Genomic DNA, 19,099 nt, shown 5'->3' on the forward strand with positions numbered 1-19,099 from the left:
AATGCTGCGGACTAACCGACGGTCATGATGTGCATGGCAACCTTGGAATCGATGCCAAAACGTGCGCCCAGCACGGTGACGATGATATTGGCACCACTCGAGCTCACCACGTGAATCTCGCTGCCCTCGACAAAGCCAAGGTCCTTGAGGTGGTGCTTCATGTCCTCATTGCCCTTTACCCGAGACACGCGCACGGTTTCGCCCGCCTTTACCATCGAAAGCGGCATGGCCGGCATCTGCGGTCCGCAAGACATGAGTGAGCTCCTAACGTCGGTTCGTCCTCAACATCGACGCGGTAAAAGTTAACCACGTCTATGTTCGCTTTAGTAAACTAACATGTGGTTAACTTTTTTGAAAGGGTCTCTATTCAGTTTTCGAAAAAGTTTCCCATACGAAACAAAAGAGGCACCGCAAAGAGCGCCTCCTAGAGATGTGACAAAGGGACTGTCCGCAGTCCCTTGTTGCGTTTAGAGCGAGAGGTTTCTGATCGACGTGACGCACGAGGCCTCGTCTACGCCCGAAACGCGAAAGACGATATCCTCGCCACATTCGCCGTAAAGCGCCATGAGGCCCATCACGTCACGGCCATCGGTATGGCGGTCGCCGATGCTGACCGACACGTCGCTACGATGCTTGGCGATAATGTCGTAGAGTAGCGCGACCGGGCGGGCATGCAGTCCCAACGGATCTTTAATCGTCTTTGTAAACTCGACCATGTCCCCTCCCGCGGTATCGCTCATTCGGCTGGCAAACCCAGACACGTGGTAGCTATTGTACCGTTAGATAGTTATTGCGGCTCGCCAAAAGCTCGACCGGAAACTGCGTCCCATTATTTGGCTGGATTCTGGGTTGCGGCTTCCCAAGGGGCCCTGTTTGGGAAACTGCAACCCGTTCTGGACGCAAATTCCGGGTCGCAGTTTCCGCGACGCCCGGTCATCCCGGGCCACTGCAGCATCGGCGCATAAAAAGCGAGGGAAGGCACACGTCCTTCCCTCGTTACGGGCAATATGTAGCCGCTCGCCTACATCAGGCGCAGGCTGACGTCCTTGAGCTGGGCGCCGGAAACGGCACTCGGGGCGCCCGACATGAGATCGGAGCCGCTGGCCGTCTTGGGGAACGCCATGACGTCGCGGATGGAGTCGGAGCCGGTGAGCAGCATGCACACGCGATCCAGGCCCAGAGCGAAGCCGCCCATCGGGGGCGCACCAAACTTGAGGGCCTCCATGAGGAAGCCAAACTGAGACTCGGCGCGCTCCTCGGTAAAGCCCAGAAGCTTGAGCATGGACATCTGCATCTCGGCGTTGTGGATACGCATACCGCCGCCACCGGCCTCAAAGCCGTCCATGACAAAGTCGTAGGTGCAGGAGCCGGCTGCCAGCGGGTCAGCCTCGATCTTGGCGATGTCAGTCTCGGTCGGCAGGGTAAAGGGCTGATGCTCGGCTGCATAGGCCTTGCGGTCCTCGTCCCAGTGGAACAGCGGGAAGTTGACGACCCACAGGAAGTCGTGACCCTCGCGCTTGATCTCGAGCGCGTTGGCCATGTGGGAGCGCATGCCGCCCAGGATCTCGTCGGAAAGCAGGCGCGGGCCGGCGGCGAACATCACGAGGTCGCCGGGCTCGACGTCCATGCGCTCGCGCAGAGCGGCCATCTCCTCGTCCGAGAAGAACTTGACGATGGGGCTGTTGATGGAACCGTCCTCGCGGAAGGCGATCCAAGCCAGGCCCTTAGCGCCAAACGTGGAAGCCACACCGGCGAGCTTATCGATCTTGGCACGCGCCCAGGCACCGGCACCCTTGGCGTTGATGGCCTTGACGACAGAGCCCTCCTCGTTTGCGGCAGTCGCAAAGACCTTGAACCTGGAGTTGGCAAAGATGTCGGTCAGGTCGACCAGGTGCATGCCATAGCGGGTATCGGGCTTGTCGGAGCCATAGGTGTCCATGGCCTCCCAGTAATCCATGCGGCGCAGCGGCGTGGGCATCTCGACACCCATGCGGCCGAAGGCATCGGCCAGGACCTCTTCGAGCGCGCTCATGACATCGTTCTGGTCCACGAAAGACATCTCGATATCGACCTGGGTGAACTCGGGCTGACGGTCGGCGCGCAGGTCCTCGTCGCGGAAGCACTTGGCAACCTGGTAGTAGCGCTCGACGCCGCCGACCATGAGCAGCTGCTTCAGAAGCTGCGGGGACTGCGGCAGAGCGTAGAAGTTGCCCGGCTGGATGCGGCTGGGAACGATGAAGTCGCGGGCGCCCTCGGGCGTGGACTTAAACAGGGAGGGCGTCTCAACCTCCATGAACTCACGGTTGTGCAGTGCCTCGCGAATGGCAAAGGTGAAGTCGGAGCGCAGCTTGAGGTTGGCCATCATCTCGGGACGACGGAGGTCCAGATAGCGATAGCGCAGACGGGTGTCCTCGCTGGTCTCGATGCCATCCTCGATCTGGAACGGCGGGGTGACGGACGTATTGAGCACCTCGGCATGGTCGGTCAGGACCTCGATCTCGCCGGTGGCGAGCTTGGTGTTGGTGGTCTCGTCGCCACGGGCGCGCACGACGCCGTGAATCTTGATGGGCCACTCGGGACGCATGGTCTCGGCGATCTTAAAGGCATCGCCGTCAGAATGCTCAGGGTCGAAGGTGAGTTGCGTAATGCCCTCACGGTCGCGAAGGTCGCAGAAAATAAGGCCACCGTGGTCGCGGCGACGGCTCACCCAACCGGTGAGGGTGACCTCTTCGCCCACGTTCTCGCGGCGAAGCTCGCCGCAGGTACGGGTGTGCATGGAATGCTCGTCGGTGGGACGGGTCTGGCTCATACCAGTGATCCTCCTTTATGGATCTGTGCCGCCCCGTGTCGTTCCGGGCGGCGTCGTACAGATTCGCCCGGCCTGCGTAAACCGCGCAGCCGGACATGGCGTTCTATCTTATCGCACCCGCGTCGATGTGCCGCGAAAAAGTAGCTCCTGCCCAAAGACTTGACGGAGACGAAACAATTGGCGCACCGCGACTGTCGCCGAGGCGCGCCGCGTGCGACAATGTGCCCCAATACAACTGCACCCGGAAAGGCCCAACATGTCTGCACGCCTCATCGTTATGGATATCGACTCCACCCTCATCAACCAGGAGGTCATCGATCTTTTGGGTGAGGAGGCAGGCGTGGGCGAGCAGGTAGCGCAAATTACCGAGCGCGCCATGCGCGGCGAGCTCGACTTTAAGCAAGCGCTCGAGGAGCGCGTGGGGCTGCTTGCGGGCCTGGACGAGAGCGTGTTCGAGCGCACCTTTGAGCGTGTGACGTTTACCCCCGGCGCGCTGGAGCTTGTGCGCTCGGCGCACAGCAAGGGCTGGAAGGTCGGCGTGGTAAGCGGCGGTTTCCACGAGGTTGCCGATAAGATCGTGGCTGCCGCGGGCATCGACTTTTGCCTGGCTAACCGCCTGGAGGTCGTAGACGGCAAGCTCACCGGCAAGCTGGCGGCAGACATCGTGACCAAGGAGTCCAAGCTTATCCAGATGCTGGATTGGGCAGTTGAGTGCGGCGTCGATATGGCCCATACCGTCGCGATCGGCGACGGCGCCAACGACATCCCCATGATTCAGGCCGCGGGCACGGGCATCGCGTTTTGCGCCAAGCCCAAGACGCGCGAGGCCGCCCCGTTTGCCATCGACGAGCGCAACCTGATGCTCGCCATGGACATCATCCTGCGTGACTAGCCGATTCGTCTAACAATTGAATCAGTCTGTCCTATAGTTTCCGAACAATTTTATCTTAGTGTTCGGAAATATACCCTTTGAGTGCTAGACTTTGCGCCGTCGAAGGGAACATATATATGGATAAGCGAGATCTTGAGCAATTGCTGAGCGATGTTGCCGGCGGGGCAGTCACCCCTGCCGACGCCCTCACGCGCATCCAGACGGCTCCGACCGCCGATCTGGGTTTTGCGCAGCTCGATCTTTCACGCGGGGTACGCCAGGGAGCCGGCGAGGTTATCTACGGCGCCGGTAAAACCGCCGGGCAGATTGCCGCCATTATCGAAGCGCTGCGCGATGCAGGCCAGGAGCGCATCCTGGTCACGCGCTTGGACGCCAAAAAGGCCGCCCGTACCTCGGAATTTCTCGGCAACGGCATCGACCTGGGATATGTCCCGGACGCACAGCTCGCCCTCGTGGGCGGCAAGCCCTCCCCCACCGGCAACGGACGCATCGTCGTCGCCTGCGCCGGTACGAGCGACCTGCCCGTCGCCGAAGAGGCGGCACTGACGGCCGAGTTCTACGGCAACGAAGTCGATCGCCTCTACGACGTAGGTGTCGCCGGCTTGCACCGCCTGCTCGCTCATGCTGAGGAACTTGCCCAGGCGCAGGTGGTCATCGCCATCGCCGGCATGGAAGGCGCCCTGGCAAGCGTCATCGGCGGCCTGGTGAGTTGCCCGGTCATCGCCGTTCCCACCAGCGTGGGCTACGGCGCGAACTTTGGTGGCGTGGCCGCGCTGCTCGCCATGCTCAACTCCTGCGCCAGCGGCGTCTCGGTCGTCAATATCGACAACGGCTTTGGCGCCGCCTATCAGGCAAGTCTTATCAATCATCTGAGCGCCGGCACGCCCTGCGCCCGCTAAGGAGCATTCCATGTCCAACCACCAGCACACGCTTATCATCGACGGAACCTCGGGCATCAGCGGCGATATGACCGTCGCGGCTCTGCTCGACCTGGGCGCCAGCGAGGAGCACCTGCGCGAACAGCTCGCCACGCTGCCGGTCGACGGCTTTACGATCGCCGTGACGCGCGTAAACAAGCATGGCATCGACGCCTGCGATTTCGACGTCCAGCTTGCAGAGGAGCTCGAGAACCACGATCACGATATGGCCTGGCTCTACGGCAACGAAGCAGCTGTCGAGCATATGCATGAGCACCACCATCATGACCATGACGAGCACGAGCACGAACACTGCCACGAGCATGGCCATGAGGCTCACGGTCATGGCCACGAGGGCCACCATCACGCCCACCACCATCACCACCGTTCTTTGACAGACGTCACCGCCATCATCGACGGCTCGCAGCTGAGTGGCGGTGCCAAGCGCCGCGCTCTCGCCATCTTTACCGCGCTGGCTGCCGCCGAGGCCAAGGCACACGGCAAAACGCCCGAGACCGTCATGTTCCACGAGGTGGGCGCCGTCGACTCCATCGTCGATGTCTGCTCGGTCGCCATCTGCCTCGACGACCTGAGCATTGAAGACATCGTGGTTGAGTCGCTCTCCGAGGGTCACGGTACCATCCACTGCGCCCACGGCCTTATGCCCATCCCGGTGCCCGCCGTCGTCAACCTATGCCAAGCAGGCAATATCGCCCTCACGCCCGCACCGGTCGCCGGCGAGCTCGTGACGCCCACGGGCGCCGCCATCGTCGCCGCACTGCGCACGTCCGAGCACCTGCCGGCCCGCTACCGCATCGAGGCCGTCGGCTACGGCGCCGGTAAGCGCCCCTACGAGGGTTGCTCCGGTACGCTTCGCTGCCTGCTCGTTCACGCAGACGCATAGCCATGGATGCCCGCAAGGCCAAAAGCCGTGCCGCGATCGTCGCGGCGTTCTCCGAGCTCCTGTGCGAGGAAGATTACGGCAAGATCACTGTCGGCGACATCATCGCGCGCGCTCACGTAGGCCGCGCGACATTCTACGGCCTCTTTAAGAGCAAAGACGACCTACTGTCCGAGCTCGTGAGCGACATCTGTACCCACGCCCTCGACGACGATGGCACACCGCTCGACGACGATGGCACACCGCTCGACGACGATGGCACACCGCTCGACGACCCATTCGTGCAGGTCGAGCATATCCTTAGCAACCTGTGGGAACGCCGTCAGGGCGTGAGGGCCCTTGTAGCCGGCGCCGGCTCACGCGTCTTCGCCGACAGCCTCCGCAAGACCATCATGTCGCTCGCGGCCGAAACCGTCCCCATCGATCCCACAGGCCCAGCCGGCACCATGGACCGCAGCTTCCTCCTCCATCACATAGCCTCAAGCTTCGTAGCCACCGTCCAATGGTGGGCCTGGCACAACTTCCAATCCAACAAAGCCGACGTAGCCAAAGACTACCTCTCAGCCATACAGCCCCTCTTCAGCTAAGTAAGACGCCACCCCAAAGCGCCATCCCAACAAAGCGCCCACCCCATCCCCAAGTTACGCTTTCTTGTAAGAGCACCCAAAAAACAAAGCGCCCCTAACATCCAAATTCAGATATATATGTTGGGTTGCTTGTTCCAATCCAACTGGATTCCCGCAGGGTCCGGCATAGGTTAACTTTCCGCCGCATTCCGCAGGACGCAAGAAGCTCCCGCCGCACGAAGTGCGCAGCGGGAGCTTCTTGCATGTCCGAGGACGCGGCGGAAAGTTAACCTATGCCGGACCCGGACGTTATATCAATTGCCTTCGACTAGAACATACCCAAGAAGCCATGCACAAACAGCGCGGCCACAATAGCACCGACAAACGGCGCAATGCCAGGAACAAGCAGGCCATACTTCCAGTTGTTGTCAGCCTTGTTCTTAATCGGCAGCAACTGATAGGCCATGCGAGGACCAAGGTCACGTGCCTGGTTCATGGCGAAGCCGGTGATGCCGCCCATGCCCATGCCAACGGCCCAAACGATCAGGCCGACGCAGATAGCGAGCATCAGAACGTTCTCACCAGCGCGGCTAGCGGCAGCAAGGATGGCGCTGATGAACACAAAGGTGCAGATGGCCTCGCAGAAGAAGTTGCGGGCATAGTTCGTACCCTCGGTGGTGGGGTTGGTCGAGAAGATGTTGCGCTGAGCAATGGGATCGACGACGCCTTCGGAAGCCTTGAACTCATCGGCATACATAAACCAAGCGATCACAGCACCCACAAAGCCGCCGAGCATATCGGCAAGCATGAAGGGGATGCAGTTGCCCCACGGCACCAGACCGACGATGCACTGGGCAAGCACCATAGCGGGGTTCATGCACACGGCGCCGCCAAAGACAAACAGGCAGACCGAGATGCCAAAAGACCAAGTGGTGATAGCAAACATATGGCCAGAGCCCTGATACTTGGTGCCTTTGAGCACGGTATCGCAGTGCACGCCCACGCCAAAGACGATCATGAGGGCCGTCGCGCCGAATTCGCAGAGGAGTTTGGTAAGCATAAAACCTTATCTTTCTTATTGGTTACAAACGATTCGTTTAAGCTGCGCGCTAGTGCTGGGCGACGACAACACCCAGGCCATCGGGGATGACGGCGACCTTGGCGTCGGCACCCTTCATCTCAAAGGCGAGCTTGAGCGCCTCCTCGAGGGTGTTAACCGGCGTCATGTGCATATCCTTGAGCATCTGGTGGTCGCACAGGTCGGTAACCATGATCACAGGGTGATGTGCCAGGATGCGAGCAAAAATCTGGCTCGTCCACTGATCGGGCAGGGTCTCGTCCTTGGGGCGATCGATGCAGGCACGCTCAAACTCCGCCGGATCGTTGTCGGCGATGTTGTGATAGAAGCCCTCGCCGCCGTGACCGTCGGCGCAGCCGGCGACATCGATGATCACGCCGCCCTCGGGAAGCGTGGCCTCGGCAGCGCACATGCCCTTCACGGCCTGGTAGATGTTCTGGTCGAGCGGGTAACCACCGTTGGTGGTGATGGCAATCTCGCACTCGACGGGCTCAACGCCGGCAAGGCTCTTCACGAACTCGCAGCCAGCCTCGTGTGCCTTGTGGATGTCACCGGCAAAGGAGCCAATGACCTCGTGCTTGCCGTTGAGCACCACGTTAAGCACAAAGGCAAGGTGAGCCATCTCGGCAGCGGCGAACATATCCTCGCTCACGTGGTTGTGGCACAGGTTGCCGGCACGCGAATGGGAGTCGTTCACAAACTGACCGTTGTGGTTGTACATGATGGTCTTATAGCTGGCGATGCCGGGCAGGACAGACTTTCGGCTGCCAGAGAAGCCGGCAAAGAAGTGCGGCTCAATGAAGCCCTCGGCAAGAAGCAGGTCGCAATCGGCAGCGATCTTGTTGATGATGCACTCGCCACCAGAAGGCAGGGTGCCGATCTTCTTCATCATGCTGTCGTCGGTTGCGACATGCATAACGATTTCCTCGTTGGCAACGATGTCCTCGCCATACTTGTTGACGAGCTCCTCGTGCGTCGACGGACGGTGCATACCCGTAGCAACCAAAATACGCACACGAGCCTCGGGCGCAGCGGCATGAATGTGATGCAGCAGAATAGGCATCGTCACACGCGAGGGAACGGGACGCGTATGGTCGGAGCTGATGATGACGATGTTCTTTTTACCAGCACAAAGCTCCTCGAGCGAAGGTGAGCCATAAGGGTTGGCAAGCGACTCCTCTACCAGTTTTTCCTGCGATTTCGTAGTCTTAAACTCGTTTTGATGACCTTCCATCACACCCGCGAAGTTCTTGTCCTCGAGCTCCAGATGCAACGTCTTGTGGTCAAACGGCAGTTCACATTCAAACATTGACGAGCGCCCTCTTCCTTTCAACTGACACACTAGTCAAACCGTTGGAAGGATACGCCGTTCACCGATAAACACCACCGTCCACCGACTCATTAACACAACGTTCATATTTGACCTACAACAAAACGGCCGCGATCCCAAAGGGAACCGCGGCCGCTACAGTCGTAAGGCGAGAAGCGCCAAATGCATCTCGATCCCATTCGATAAGACGCGAGGCGCGAAGCGCCAAACGCGCCGCCGGGACAGGCCCCATCCAAAACGCGCGAAGCGCGCCATTCTTCTCCTCAGCTTTAATTCCAGAAGACCGAGGACGAAGGGACCCGATGGGTTTCCCTCTGAATGCATTCCGCAGTGTTAGCGTCGGATTATTTTAGCCAAATATAGTCGGCCGAGATTGACCAATCCCGGCCGACCCATTTTAGCCAACACGCCCGCATCTATGACTTTCCTATCGCATTCCTACATCCCCTCGGGCTGGATCCCCCTCACCTTCACCGCCTGGGGGACGGCCTCCACCGAGTAGGTGTCAAGCTCCCTGCCGCGGTAGCTCGGGCCCCGCATCACGAACACCGACGCTTTGTCGAACAGCCTGTCGAGGGCGCAGAGGAGCGTGTCGTCGCCCGTGAAGAACTCATCCCACCCGCTCGGGGCGATGTTGCTCGTGAGGACCATCGCGTTCGGCCCCTCCTTCTCGTAGCGCCTGTCGACGACATCGAAGAACAGGTCGGTGCACGGCCTGTCGTAGACGCATCTTCCCACCTCGTCAACGATGAGGCACGACGGCTTGACGAGCGAGGAGACGACCCGCGAGGTGTTTCCCCGCTGGACGGCCTTCTGGAACCTGTCCCTGAGCTCGGTCGCCTTTATGTAGTAGGTCTTGAGCCCCCGCATGCAGCACTCGCGCCCGTAGGCCTGCGCGAGGTGCGTCTTCCCTATGCCGCCGGGCCCGACGAAGGCGACGTTGCGGTGCGCGTAGAGGTCGGCCAGCGACGGGAGCTTGCCCAGCGCGGCCGCGTCCCGGCCCTGGATCCTGGAGAAGTCGAAGCCCTCGAAGGTCTTGGGCTCGCGCCTGGGCAGCCTGCTCAGCCTCAGCAGCGTCTCGATGGAGGCGAGCCTCCTCTTCTCCGCAAGGTAGGAGAAAGGTGGCGGCCACGGCGGCCATCTCCCCGTCGCCGAGGTCGAGGTCCGAGGCGAGGGTCGCGAGCTCCTCCGCCCCGACGGCGATCCCGAGCCTCGACGCGGCGTCGCTCGCGAGCTCGTAGGGGCTCGCCCCCGCGCCCGCCATCATTCGGCCCTCCCGAAGTCGAACCTCTCGAAACCGGGTTTCGTCCTGGGCGGGGCGATTTGCTCGACCACGGTCCCCACCGGCTGGGTCGGCAGCTCCTCGGGCTGCGCCGGCGATGTCTCCCACTGCCCCTCGCACCAGCTGTCGGCGCCGGTGCCGACAGCGTGGGCGACGAGCTCGCGGGAGAGGTCGTCGCTGTATATGTGCACCACGCGCCCCTCCCGGTTCACCCTGCACTCGCGGCGGACGTACCAGTAGGGCACGCCGTAGCGGTGCCCCTCGAAGCTCACGAAGCCGTCGAAGGAGATCTTCCGGCGCGGGCACAGGTACCGCTCGACCTCGGCCGTGACCTCGAGCGGCCTGGTGTTCGCCGAGCACGCCGCCTCGTGCTCGCGCATCGGGACGCATGCCGCCGCGCGCCGCCAGCGGCCTCCCTGCTCGGCGCACCAGAGGGCGGCCTCCCGGTTGAGGGCGTCAAGGTCGGTAAAGGACCTTCCCGCGAGGAAGTTCCCCTTCACGAAGCGGACGAGCCTCTCCACCTTGCCCTTCGTATAGGGGTGGCGCGGCCTGCACAACCTGGTGCGGAAGCCGACGACGCCCATGAACTCGGCGTAGTCGGCCTGCCAGACGGGCCGGCCGTCGGCATCGCGGCGGACGACCACGCTCTTCATGTTGTCGGTGAGCACGGTCGCGGGCACGCCCAGCGCCGAGAACGCGTGCAGCATCCCGATGAGGAGGTTCTCCTGGCGCGCGTTCGGGAAGAACTCGACGTGGGCGCCCCCGCAATGGTGGCAGACCATGGCGAAGCAGGCGATCCGCGCCCGCTCCCCGCCAGGGCGCTCGACCGCGACGAAGCCCCAGTCCATCTGGTAGGCCTCTCCGGGCGCCGTCCTGAAGCGCTGGCCGCGGCAGCCCTGCGGGGCCGCCTGCCGCCTCTTCGCGGGCACGAGGTCCCGGTGCGCGGCGATGTAGGTCTTCACCGTTGTGAGGCCGCCGGCGTAGCCCTGGCCGAGCAGCCGCTCGAATATCACCTGCGAGTTGGTGACGCCCTTCCGCAGGAGGTCGTCCACCAGGCCGGTGTGGCCGGCGAGCACGCCCGGCGCGGCCCTCCTCCCGCTGTTCCCGTGGGGCAGGGCCCTGAACCCGTGGGCCCTGACCGTCCACGCGCGGGAGCGGGTGAGCCCCGTCCTCCTGCAGAACTCAGCGAGGTTGCATGCCTGCGGGTCGAACCCGTCGCCCTCCTCCGCGGCCATCTCCCGGAGCGCCGCGTCTATAATCTCCTGTAGGTCATCGTGTCTCTCGTTCACCTCAATGGTCCTCCTAACGCCGGCGTGTTGGCACCACCAGCGTAGTGGCGGCGGGGAGGCACGGTGGCCATTATTCGGTGACCGGGATTGGTCAAAATCGTTTGACTATTAGCGGCTAAAATCGCCCGGCGCTAACAGCAGCACGAAACCCCATCAAAGTGCGCGAAGCGCGCTATCTTTTCCCCAGCAGTAATCCGCCGAAGACCGGACATCGTAGGGCCCGCCATTAGTTTACTTTTAGGCACACTCCGCAGGACGCGAGAAGCCCTCGCCGCACGAAGTGCGCAGCGAGGGCTTCTTGCATGTCCGAGGACGTGCCTAAAAGTAAACTAATGGCGGGCCCGGACGACTACAGGGCTATCGATTACCCCGTGTTTTGGAGTCCTGCCGAGACGCCGGTCACAGTCGAAAGAATCAGGCTCATGTACTCGGCCTTCTTCTCCTCGGCCATCTCGTCCTGGTTCATACGCACCTCGCGAAGGGCGCGGACCTGGGCGATGGACAGGGCATCAACATAGGGGTTGCGCACGCGAACGGCGCAGCCGAGCACGCGACGACGCTGCAGCGGCCACTCGTCACCGACGATGGCAAGGACCCACTTACGGGTGAGCTGCATCTCGGTAAAGACCTTCTCGGACAGATCCTGGCGATCGCCCAGGTGCAGATACATCTTGGCGATGCGCTGGTCGGTCTTGGCGATCGACATCTCGATGTTGTCGATAAAGGTGCGGAAGAACGGCCACTCCTGGTAGGCAGCCTTAAGCTGGTCAAGGTCGCCCAGCTGCTCGCAGGCGGTGCCCAGGCCGTACCAAGCGGCCAGATTGATGCGCGCCTGGCTCCAGCTAAAGATCCACGGAATGGTACGCAGGTCGTCAAGCGACTTGGCACCCAAGCCGCGCTTGGCGGGACGCGAGCCGATCGGCAGCAGACCGACCTCGGTTAGCGGCGTCACGGTCGAGAACCACGGTGTAAAGTCCTCGGTGTTCAGCAGGTCAAGATAGCGCTCATGGCTTACTGCGTTGAGTTTCTCGGCCATATTCCAGAACTTCTGCGTGGTCTCGGTGTTGGTCTTCTCGACACTCGGGGCCGACTGCAAAAGCGTTGCGGCAGCAACGGACTCAACATGGCGCTGAGCCAGCGTGCGGTTGCCGTAACGGGCAAAGATGACTTCGCCCTGCTCGGTGAGCTTAAAGAAGCAGTTGACCGAACCCTTGGGCTGCGCCAGCACGGCCTTGTTGGCCGGGCCGCCGCCACGGCCCACGGCACCGCCGCGACCGTGCATGAGCACCAGGTCGATATCGTTCTTCTCGGCCCACTTGGCGATGCGCTCCTGCGCGGAGTGCAGCGCGAGCATGGCCGTGGTAGGACCGGCATCCTTGGAGGAGTCGGAATAGCCCAGCATGACCTCCATGCGGCGGTTGGTCTGGGCAAGGCGCTTTTGCACCACGGGCAGCGTGAGCATCTGATCGAGCACGTCAACACAGCCCTCGAGGTCCTCGAGCTGCTCGAACAGCGGGATCACGTCGAGCTCGGGGACATCCTCCTCGTGTGCAAAGGACAGGTGGGCAAGCTCAAAGACGTCGGCCACATGCTGGGCGCTCTTGGTGAACGAGATGATGTAGCGATGCGCCATCTTCTTGCCGTAGCGCTTCTGGATGGAGCCGATAGCGCGGAAGGTATCGATGACCTCGCGCGTCATGGGCTGCAGGTCGCCATGGATACCGTTCTCGTAGATATCCTTGAGGGCGCGGGCGTGCACCACGGAGTGCTGACGGAACTCCATCTCGACCATATGGAAGCCGAAGGACTCGACCTGCCAGATGATGGTCTGGACCGGGCCGTAGGCAGCACGGACGGCACCGCAGGCGGCCAGCGAGCGCTGGACGACACGCAGGTCCTCCAGGAACTCATCGGCGCTGTGGTACATGGTGTCGGTGATGCGACGCACGGTGGCGTTCAGACGGTCGGCCATGACGAGCATGACGGCGCGATGCGGCTCGTGCTCGGAGATCAGTTCAGCACGTGCGGTGTACTGGGCGCTCATCTCGACCTGATGGTTCCACAGGTTGATGAGCTCGGCAGACGGCTTGCTGTAGGTGGCCTCGAGCGTGAGGTTGCGGCCGATGCGGCGGCACTTGTCCTCGAGCTTGAGCACCATGTGGGTGAAGTACTTGGCGGCGACCTCACGGCTCACCTTGGCGGTGACGTTGGGGTTACCGTCGCGGTCGGAACCAATCCAGCTGCCGGGATGGAAGAACGCCGGGCACAGCGGCGGCACGGTACCGGCCTTGTCGCCCAGCACCCAGTCGTCAAAGCGACGATAGATGACGGGGATAACGTCGAACAGCGTGTTATCGAAGATGTCGATGATGGTATCGGCTTCCTCGACCGGCGTGGGCTTCTTGAGCGCGATGGGGCTCGTACGCACCAGGGCGTCGATCTCCTGCAGCATATGGCGCTCGTTCTCCACCAGGTCGGAGCCGCCCAGGCGCGGACGCTCCTCCAGCAGGTTGGAGATACGGCGAATCTTGCCCTCGACGGCCTTGCGACGGGCCTCGGTGGGATGCGCGGTAAAGACGGGATGGAACTCAAGCTTGCCGAGCAGCCCGTTGGCGCCCTCGACACCCAGCTCATTCACCAGCTGGTGATAGGCGACGGTGAGCTCGTTGGCGGGATCGACCTCGGTATCGGTCGACGCACCGGCCTCGCGCTCGCGCAGCTGCGCCACACGGTAGTTCTCCTCCGACAGGTTTGCCAAGTGGAAGAAGCTCGTAAAGGCGCGAACGATGACCTGCTGCTTATCGAGCGGCAGACTGTCGATCAGATCGACGACCTCGCGAAACGCCACGGCGGTGGGCTCGTCGGCGGTGGGCACGCCCTGCTCGTCGACGGCCTCGTCGGCAGCGCGGGTACCGGGGTTGCCGGCATTGGCCACAATCTCGGCCGACAGGATTTTGTCGAACAGGTCCGCGATCTCGGGATCATACTCGCTAAGCACACGACGCTCCAGGCGTAGGAACAACGCCAAATTGTCGCGCAGCTCCTCGGGGATCTCGATCTCGGCGAGACGCTCCCTGGACTCGGCATTCGAGCCGATTCGGTTAACGAGGCGGTTGACCACGGCAGCGACGCGCGCCGCGGCTTCGGGTACAGACTGGTTGCTTAGGTTCTCAGCCACGTTTCCTCCCATTCCTCCTTCTATGCACGTAACATGCGGTATTCATTATAGGCGCTTGAGAAATACTTTCGACACTGATTGCGCTTTACCACACAAAAGTATTTTCTGCATTGCAAGGGTTTTTGCCCTAAATGGTCGTATTTCTCGGTGGACGGCATACACAAACGGGGGCATTCCGCATAAATGCGAAACACCCCCGTAACAATCGCTCGCAATGAACGGGACACTCAAGCGGGTCCGCAGCTCAAAAAGATGCGCTACAGGCGCTCACGAACCGCCTCGACGACGTTGGCCAGATCGACCAGTACCTCGTCATGGCTCTCCATGTCGCGCAGCTTGACCTTGCCGGCGGCAAGCTCGTCGCCGCCCAGGACCAGGATGAGCTTGGCGCCCACCTTATCGGCCTGCTTAAACTGGGCCTTGAGCGAACGGCCCTGATAGTCGGCCTCGGTCACGATGCCTGCGGCGCGAAGCTCCTGCGTAATGGCAAAGACGTTCTGGCGCAGCTCCTTGCCGGCGTTGGCGACATAAACACACGGGGCCTCATCGGCACCCAGGTCGCTGCCAAAGGCCTGCAAGGCCAGCAGGGCGCGCTCAAAACCGACGGCGAAGCCGACGCCGGCCGTAGGCTTGCCGCCCTCGAGCTCAACCAGGCCGTCGTAGCGGCCGCCGCCGCCGATGGAGCCGACGCCGGCGCCAGGGGCCTCGACCTCAAAGACGGTACGGGTGTAGTAGTCCAGGCCGCGCACCAAGGTGGGATCCTCGACATACTCGATACCGGCGGCATCCAGATAGCGCTTGACCTGCTCGTAGTGCTCGCGGCACTCGTCGCACAGGTTGTCACCCATCAGCGGGGCCTCGGCCATGATCTCGCGGCAATGGTCGTTCTTGCAGTCGAAGGCACGCAGCGGGTTGAGCTCGGCGCGCTCACGGCACTCATCGCACATCTCGTCGGCGTGATCGAGGATGAACTGCTTAACCTGCTCGCGGTAAGCCGGACGGCACTGGGCGTCACCCATCGAGTTGATGAGCAGACGAAGCTTGGAAAGATCGAAGCCCAGGCGCTTGTAGAACTCCATGAGCATGATGATGCACTCGGCGTCTGCCGCCGGATCGGGAGCGCCGAGCCACTCGATGCCCACCTGGTGGAACTGGCGCAGACGACCCTTCTGGGGACGCTCGCCACGGAACATGGCCTCGGCGTAGTACGCCTTAAACGGCGTGGAGCCCTGGGGCACCAGATTGTTCTCGACGACGGCGCGCACCACGCCGGCCGTGCCCTCGGGGCGAAGTGCCAGGCGCTGCTTGGGCTTGAGTTTGGTGTCGGTGCCCTCGGTAAAGACGCGCTCCAGGTTGGCACCGCTGAACACGCGGAACATCTCCTTGCGCACGACGTCGGTCGACTGGCCGATACCGTGGACAAACACATCCACCTGCTCGATCGCGGGCGTCTCGATGGGTTTAAAACCAAACGGCTCGAACACGCCGGCCGCAATCTGCTGCATCTTTTGCCAGGCGCGCATCTCGGCGCCGATAAGGTCGCGGGTTCCCTCCGCCTTCTGTGCCTGCATGGGCAAACACCTTTCTTTTGTATCGCGTCATAGGTAACGGTCATTATACGGCACAAACGCAAACAGCGACGGCGCGTCTGGCCGAACGAGGGTATGGGGACTCGTTCGGCCAGACGCGCCGTCGCTGTTTGTGATCCCTTTTCCTCCGTCCCCTTCGGGTCACGTGATCTGTTGGGGACGGAGGAAAAGGGACCATTTCGTAGGCCCGTAGCCGCCTTGGAAAGCGAATGATGGTACGAGCTTCCATTCGGCTTCCAAGGCAGCCACGGGCAGAACGGGGCGAACAGAAAAGAACGACGGACGTCTACTCCCCCGCCACGCTTGCGCGCAGCTTGGCGGCGATAGGCTCCGAGGCCAGCAGGAATACGAGCATGACCACAGAACACACCAGGCACACGATCCAGGTGCTCGCAAAGGAGCCCGTGGCATCGAACAGCACGCCCGAGACGATAGCGCCTACGGTGCCGCCGACCATCTCGAGCGAGGTAATGGTGCCCGTGACCTTGCCGAGGTCGGCCATGCCAAACTGCTTGGACGCGGCGATCGTGGGCGTTGGAGATGGTGTACTGCGCAAGGGAAATGCCCAGGTCGCTGACGATGAGCGGCTGGAACAGGCTCATGCAGTTGACGAAAATTGTGTAGCACGTGGCCCTGATCACAAAGCCGGAGGCCACCACGAGCCAGCCAGGGAAGAATTTACGTTGCTGAGACATGGATTACTCCTTGTGGTCCGCAATGTATCCGAGAGCGACGGCGGCATAAGCCGCGGCGCCGAGGGGAAGCTCGGCATCGTTAAAGCGCGCCTTGGGATGATGCTGGGCAAAATGCTCGTCCGTGTCGGTTACGGCCGCGCCCACCGTAAAGTACGCACTTGGGATCTCGCTCGAGATAAGCGCGAAGTCCTCACTCGCCATGGCATGGAACAGCGGCAAGAAGGCGGCCTTGGGCAGCACTGCGCCCACGTAACCAAGCGACGCCTGAGTCATATCGCTGTCGAGTACGAGCGGGGGAACATCCGAGAGTGTCTCGATAGTCGCCGGCGTACGATAGGTCGTAGCAACACCTTTGACGACCTCCGCGATGCGGGTCTTGAGGTGCTCCATGAGCTCAACGTCGAAGCCGCGCAGCGTGCCTTCCAGCACGCAGGTATCTGGGATGACGTTGGCAGCCTGACCGCCGGCGAACTTACCCACGGTAAGTGCGACCTCCTTGGCCGCCGGCACCTCGCGGGAGATAAGCTCCTGGAGCGCCAGGTGCACATGCACGCCCGCCGTGATGGGGTCGATGCAAATCTCGGGGCTCGAGCCGTGACCACCCTTGCCCTGGAGCGTGATGCGAAAACCGTATACACCCGAAAGTGCAGGGCTGCCATAGAGCACCAGGCCAAGCGGCGACTGGCTGTTAACGTGCATGGCAAAGGCGGCCTGGGGACGCGGGTTCTGCAGCAGGCCATCGGCGATGGCAGCGCGGACGCCCTCAAAGGTCTCCTCGCCCGGCTGGAACAGCAACTTAACCGTGGCGTTGGCATCAACAAGCTCTGCCTCGCGGGCCTTGAGCAGGCGCGCCGCACCAAGCAGCGCCGTCGCGTGCATATCGTGGCCACAAGCGTGCATGCAGCCGTTGGTGGAAGCGAAAGGCTCGCCCGATTCCTCGGCAACGGGCAGGGCATCCATGTCGCCGCGAAGCATGATAACCGTACCGGACTGCTCATCCGTGCACGCACCATTGCCCTGAGCAGCCGCGGCCGCACCGGCACCGATCAGGCCAACAACACAGGAGCCGTCGACAAGCGTGGTATAGGGAATGTCCATCTCGTCCAGACGTGCCTGGATATAGGCAGACGTCTGCGGAAGATTGTTACCGAGCTCGGGCATCTGATGGAGATCGTGGCGCCATGCGGCAAGCTCACCGGCAAATGCCTGGGCTTCTTTGACCAGGCCATCGTCGATAGCGGTCTGCGCCGCTGTGGTAGCCTGAGGAGCTGATTGCGGTTGAAGATCGGACAGAGCTGGTGCCATAGATGCCCTCCAGTAACGTTTTTGCAGCACGCACTTTGACAGCATAAAGTGCAAGGCACAACTGTAAGGGCATGACACAAAAAATGCCGCCCTGGAAGGGCGGCGCAACAAGTTGTTTACAATTGCGGGCGAGATTTTCGGCGCAAGAAATCGAAATGCGTCTCGCTCAAGATAATCGACAAAAAGATGAGCGCAAAGCCGGCAAGCAGGCGCGAGGTGAGCGCCTCCCCCATCAGCAGCACCGAGAACAGCACGCCCGAGGGGGACTCCATCGAAAGAAGCAGCGAGCCCGTCGAGGCGGGGACATGCGCCAGACCGACGTTTTGGACGAGCAGGGCCACGCACGTACAACCCACCGAGAGAAAGGCCACCACGCCGATAAAGCTCGGCGTCCACACGGACAGAGGCGCCTGAGTCTCGAATAGTAGCGACGTGATTAAGCTCAAAACGCCATTGCCCACAAACATCCAAAACGTGATGACGTTGATATCCATCTTGCGGCCATACTTGGCGGTCACCGCCATCTGGATAGCAAAGAAGACCGCGCCGCCCAACGTGATGACATCTCCGGCATTGAACTCGACGCTATCGAGTGCCACCAGGCCAATGCCCGCCAGGCACAGCAATGCGGCGCCCAAGTTGTAACGGGTAAGCTTTTCTCCGCCCAGGACATAGCTCGCAAACGGCACGAGGATGCAATAGGTACCCGTCAAAAATGCACTCTTGCCCGCCGTGGTCTGTGCCAGGCCAATCGTCTGCAAACCGTACGCGCCCCACATAAGTGCGCCCATACCAAGCCCGACGATAAGGTTGCGAGCATTAAAGTGCGCGATGATTCGTTTGTGGAAAATGGCAAACATAACCAGTGATGCCGGGAGAAAGCGAACGTAGACCAGCTCGAACACCGGAACGGTATCGAGCGCATCTTTCATGGTGGTAAAGGAATAGCCCCAGATGACCGCCACCGAAAACAGCAAGGCCTTCCAGAAGAACGGAGAACGCGCTCCGGCGCCACGGGAGGTGCCGCCGGCGCCCAGGTCCTCCCGTGCGACAGGGCTATCGGGCATGTTTTCGATTTCATCAACGGCATTCTGGGCCATAGGGCATCCTCGCGCTCAGTCTGGGCGTGGTGTCCGCACGCGCGTGACCGCGTGCCGCCTCATGGTCAAATAAAAACAGGGCGCACCGGACCCCCGGTACGCCCCGCTACTGTAGCAACAACCAGTGCCGCATCGCAATCCAGCCCACTAAAGCGTTTTGTTCCGCCG

Annotated in this window: 16 protein-coding genes; 4 read left to right on the forward strand and 12 right to left on the reverse strand. The window is 61.8% G+C overall.

Features of this window, described 5'->3' with window-relative positions:
* Window positions 1–11 precede the first annotated feature (11 nt).
* From DXC90_RS02835 to aspS, 3 genes are all read right to left on the reverse strand, one after another.
* The gene (locus DXC90_RS02835; protein WP_040358815.1) at window positions 12–254 is read right to left on the reverse strand and encodes a FeoA family protein; all 243 of its coding nucleotides are present in this window, start codon (window positions 252–254) and stop codon (window positions 12–14) included.
* A 213-nt stretch (window positions 255–467) separates the two neighbouring features.
* On the reverse strand, window positions 468–716 hold the full coding sequence (locus DXC90_RS02840) for an HPr family phosphocarrier protein (RefSeq protein WP_035136856.1): 249 nt from the start codon (window positions 714–716) through the stop codon (window positions 468–470).
* Window positions 717–1,021: 305 nt separating this feature from the next.
* Window positions 1,022–2,809 carry an aspartate--tRNA ligase gene (gene aspS, locus DXC90_RS02845; RefSeq protein WP_117734673.1) on the reverse strand — a complete coding sequence of 596 codons (1,788 nt, stop codon included), beginning with the start codon at window positions 2,807–2,809 and terminating at the stop codon, window positions 1,022–1,024.
* Between the two features lie 256 nt (window positions 2,810–3,065).
* On the opposite strand from aspS, the gene serB reads away from it, so the two are divergent.
* From serB to DXC90_RS02865, 4 genes are all read left to right on the forward strand, one after another.
* The gene (gene serB / locus DXC90_RS02850; RefSeq protein ID WP_117734674.1) at window positions 3,066–3,701 is read left to right on the forward strand and encodes a phosphoserine phosphatase SerB; all 636 of its coding nucleotides are present in this window, start codon (window positions 3,066–3,068) and stop codon (window positions 3,699–3,701) included.
* A gap of 116 nt (window positions 3,702–3,817) precedes the next feature.
* Window positions 3,818–4,600, forward strand: a complete 783-nt coding sequence (gene larB / locus DXC90_RS02855; protein ID WP_117734675.1) for a nickel pincer cofactor biosynthesis protein LarB — start codon at window positions 3,818–3,820, stop codon at window positions 4,598–4,600.
* Between the two features lie 10 nt (window positions 4,601–4,610).
* A complete protein-coding gene (locus DXC90_RS02860) occupies window positions 4,611–5,522 on the forward strand; it encodes a LarC family nickel insertion protein (protein ID WP_117734676.1) in 912 nt (303 codons plus the stop codon).
* A 2-nt stretch (window positions 5,523–5,524) separates the two neighbouring features.
* A complete protein-coding gene (locus tag DXC90_RS02865) occupies window positions 5,525–6,106 on the forward strand; it encodes a TetR/AcrR family transcriptional regulator (protein WP_117734677.1) in 582 nt (193 codons plus the stop codon).
* Window positions 6,107–6,413: 307 nt separating this feature from the next.
* On the opposite strand, the gene larD is transcribed toward DXC90_RS02865, so the two are convergent.
* The 9 genes from larD to DXC90_RS02910 form a co-directional block, all read right to left on the reverse strand.
* Window positions 6,414–7,145: a D/L-lactic acid transporter LarD gene (larD, locus tag DXC90_RS02870; protein WP_117734678.1), complete on the reverse strand. Its 732-nt coding sequence runs from the start codon at window positions 7,143–7,145 to the stop codon at window positions 6,414–6,416.
* A gap of 49 nt (window positions 7,146–7,194) precedes the next feature.
* A complete protein-coding gene (larA, locus tag DXC90_RS02875; RefSeq protein WP_117734679.1) occupies window positions 7,195–8,472 on the reverse strand; it encodes a nickel-dependent lactate racemase in 1,278 nt (425 codons plus the stop codon).
* A gap of 459 nt (window positions 8,473–8,931) precedes the next feature.
* On the reverse strand, window positions 8,932–9,576 hold the full coding sequence (locus DXC90_RS02880; protein WP_117734680.1) for an ATP-binding protein: 645 nt from the start codon (window positions 9,574–9,576) through the stop codon (window positions 8,932–8,934).
* Between the two features lie 180 nt (window positions 9,577–9,756).
* Window positions 9,757–11,064 (reverse strand): IS21 family transposase, encoded by a 1,308-nt coding sequence (gene istA, locus DXC90_RS02885; protein ID WP_233502118.1) that lies wholly within the window; start codon window positions 11,062–11,064, stop codon window positions 9,757–9,759.
* A 364-nt stretch (window positions 11,065–11,428) separates the two neighbouring features.
* Window positions 11,429–14,242, reverse strand: a complete 2,814-nt coding sequence (locus tag DXC90_RS02890; protein ID WP_370446326.1) for a phosphoenolpyruvate carboxylase — start codon at window positions 14,240–14,242, stop codon at window positions 11,429–11,431.
* Window positions 14,243–14,499: 257 nt separating this feature from the next.
* Complete coding sequence (hisS, locus tag DXC90_RS02895) at window positions 14,500–15,813, reverse strand: histidine--tRNA ligase (RefSeq protein WP_117734682.1); 1,314 nt, start codon at window positions 15,811–15,813, stop codon at window positions 14,500–14,502.
* Window positions 15,814–16,117: 304 nt separating this feature from the next.
* Window positions 16,118–16,333 carry a hypothetical protein gene (locus DXC90_RS02900; RefSeq protein WP_117734683.1) on the reverse strand — a complete coding sequence of 72 codons (216 nt, stop codon included), beginning with the start codon at window positions 16,331–16,333 and terminating at the stop codon, window positions 16,118–16,120.
* A 196-nt stretch (window positions 16,334–16,529) separates the two neighbouring features.
* On the reverse strand, window positions 16,530–17,831 hold the full coding sequence (locus DXC90_RS02905) for a M20 family metallopeptidase (protein ID WP_117734684.1): 1,302 nt from the start codon (window positions 17,829–17,831) through the stop codon (window positions 16,530–16,532).
* A 116-nt stretch (window positions 17,832–17,947) separates the two neighbouring features.
* Window positions 17,948–18,931: a DMT family transporter gene (locus DXC90_RS02910; protein ID WP_117734685.1), complete on the reverse strand. Its 984-nt coding sequence runs from the start codon at window positions 18,929–18,931 to the stop codon at window positions 17,948–17,950.
* Window positions 18,932–19,099: the final 168 nt, after the last annotated feature.

Source organism: Collinsella sp. TF09-1AT (assembly GCF_003436895.1).
Taxonomy (GTDB): domain Bacteria; phylum Actinomycetota; class Coriobacteriia; order Coriobacteriales; family Coriobacteriaceae; genus Collinsella.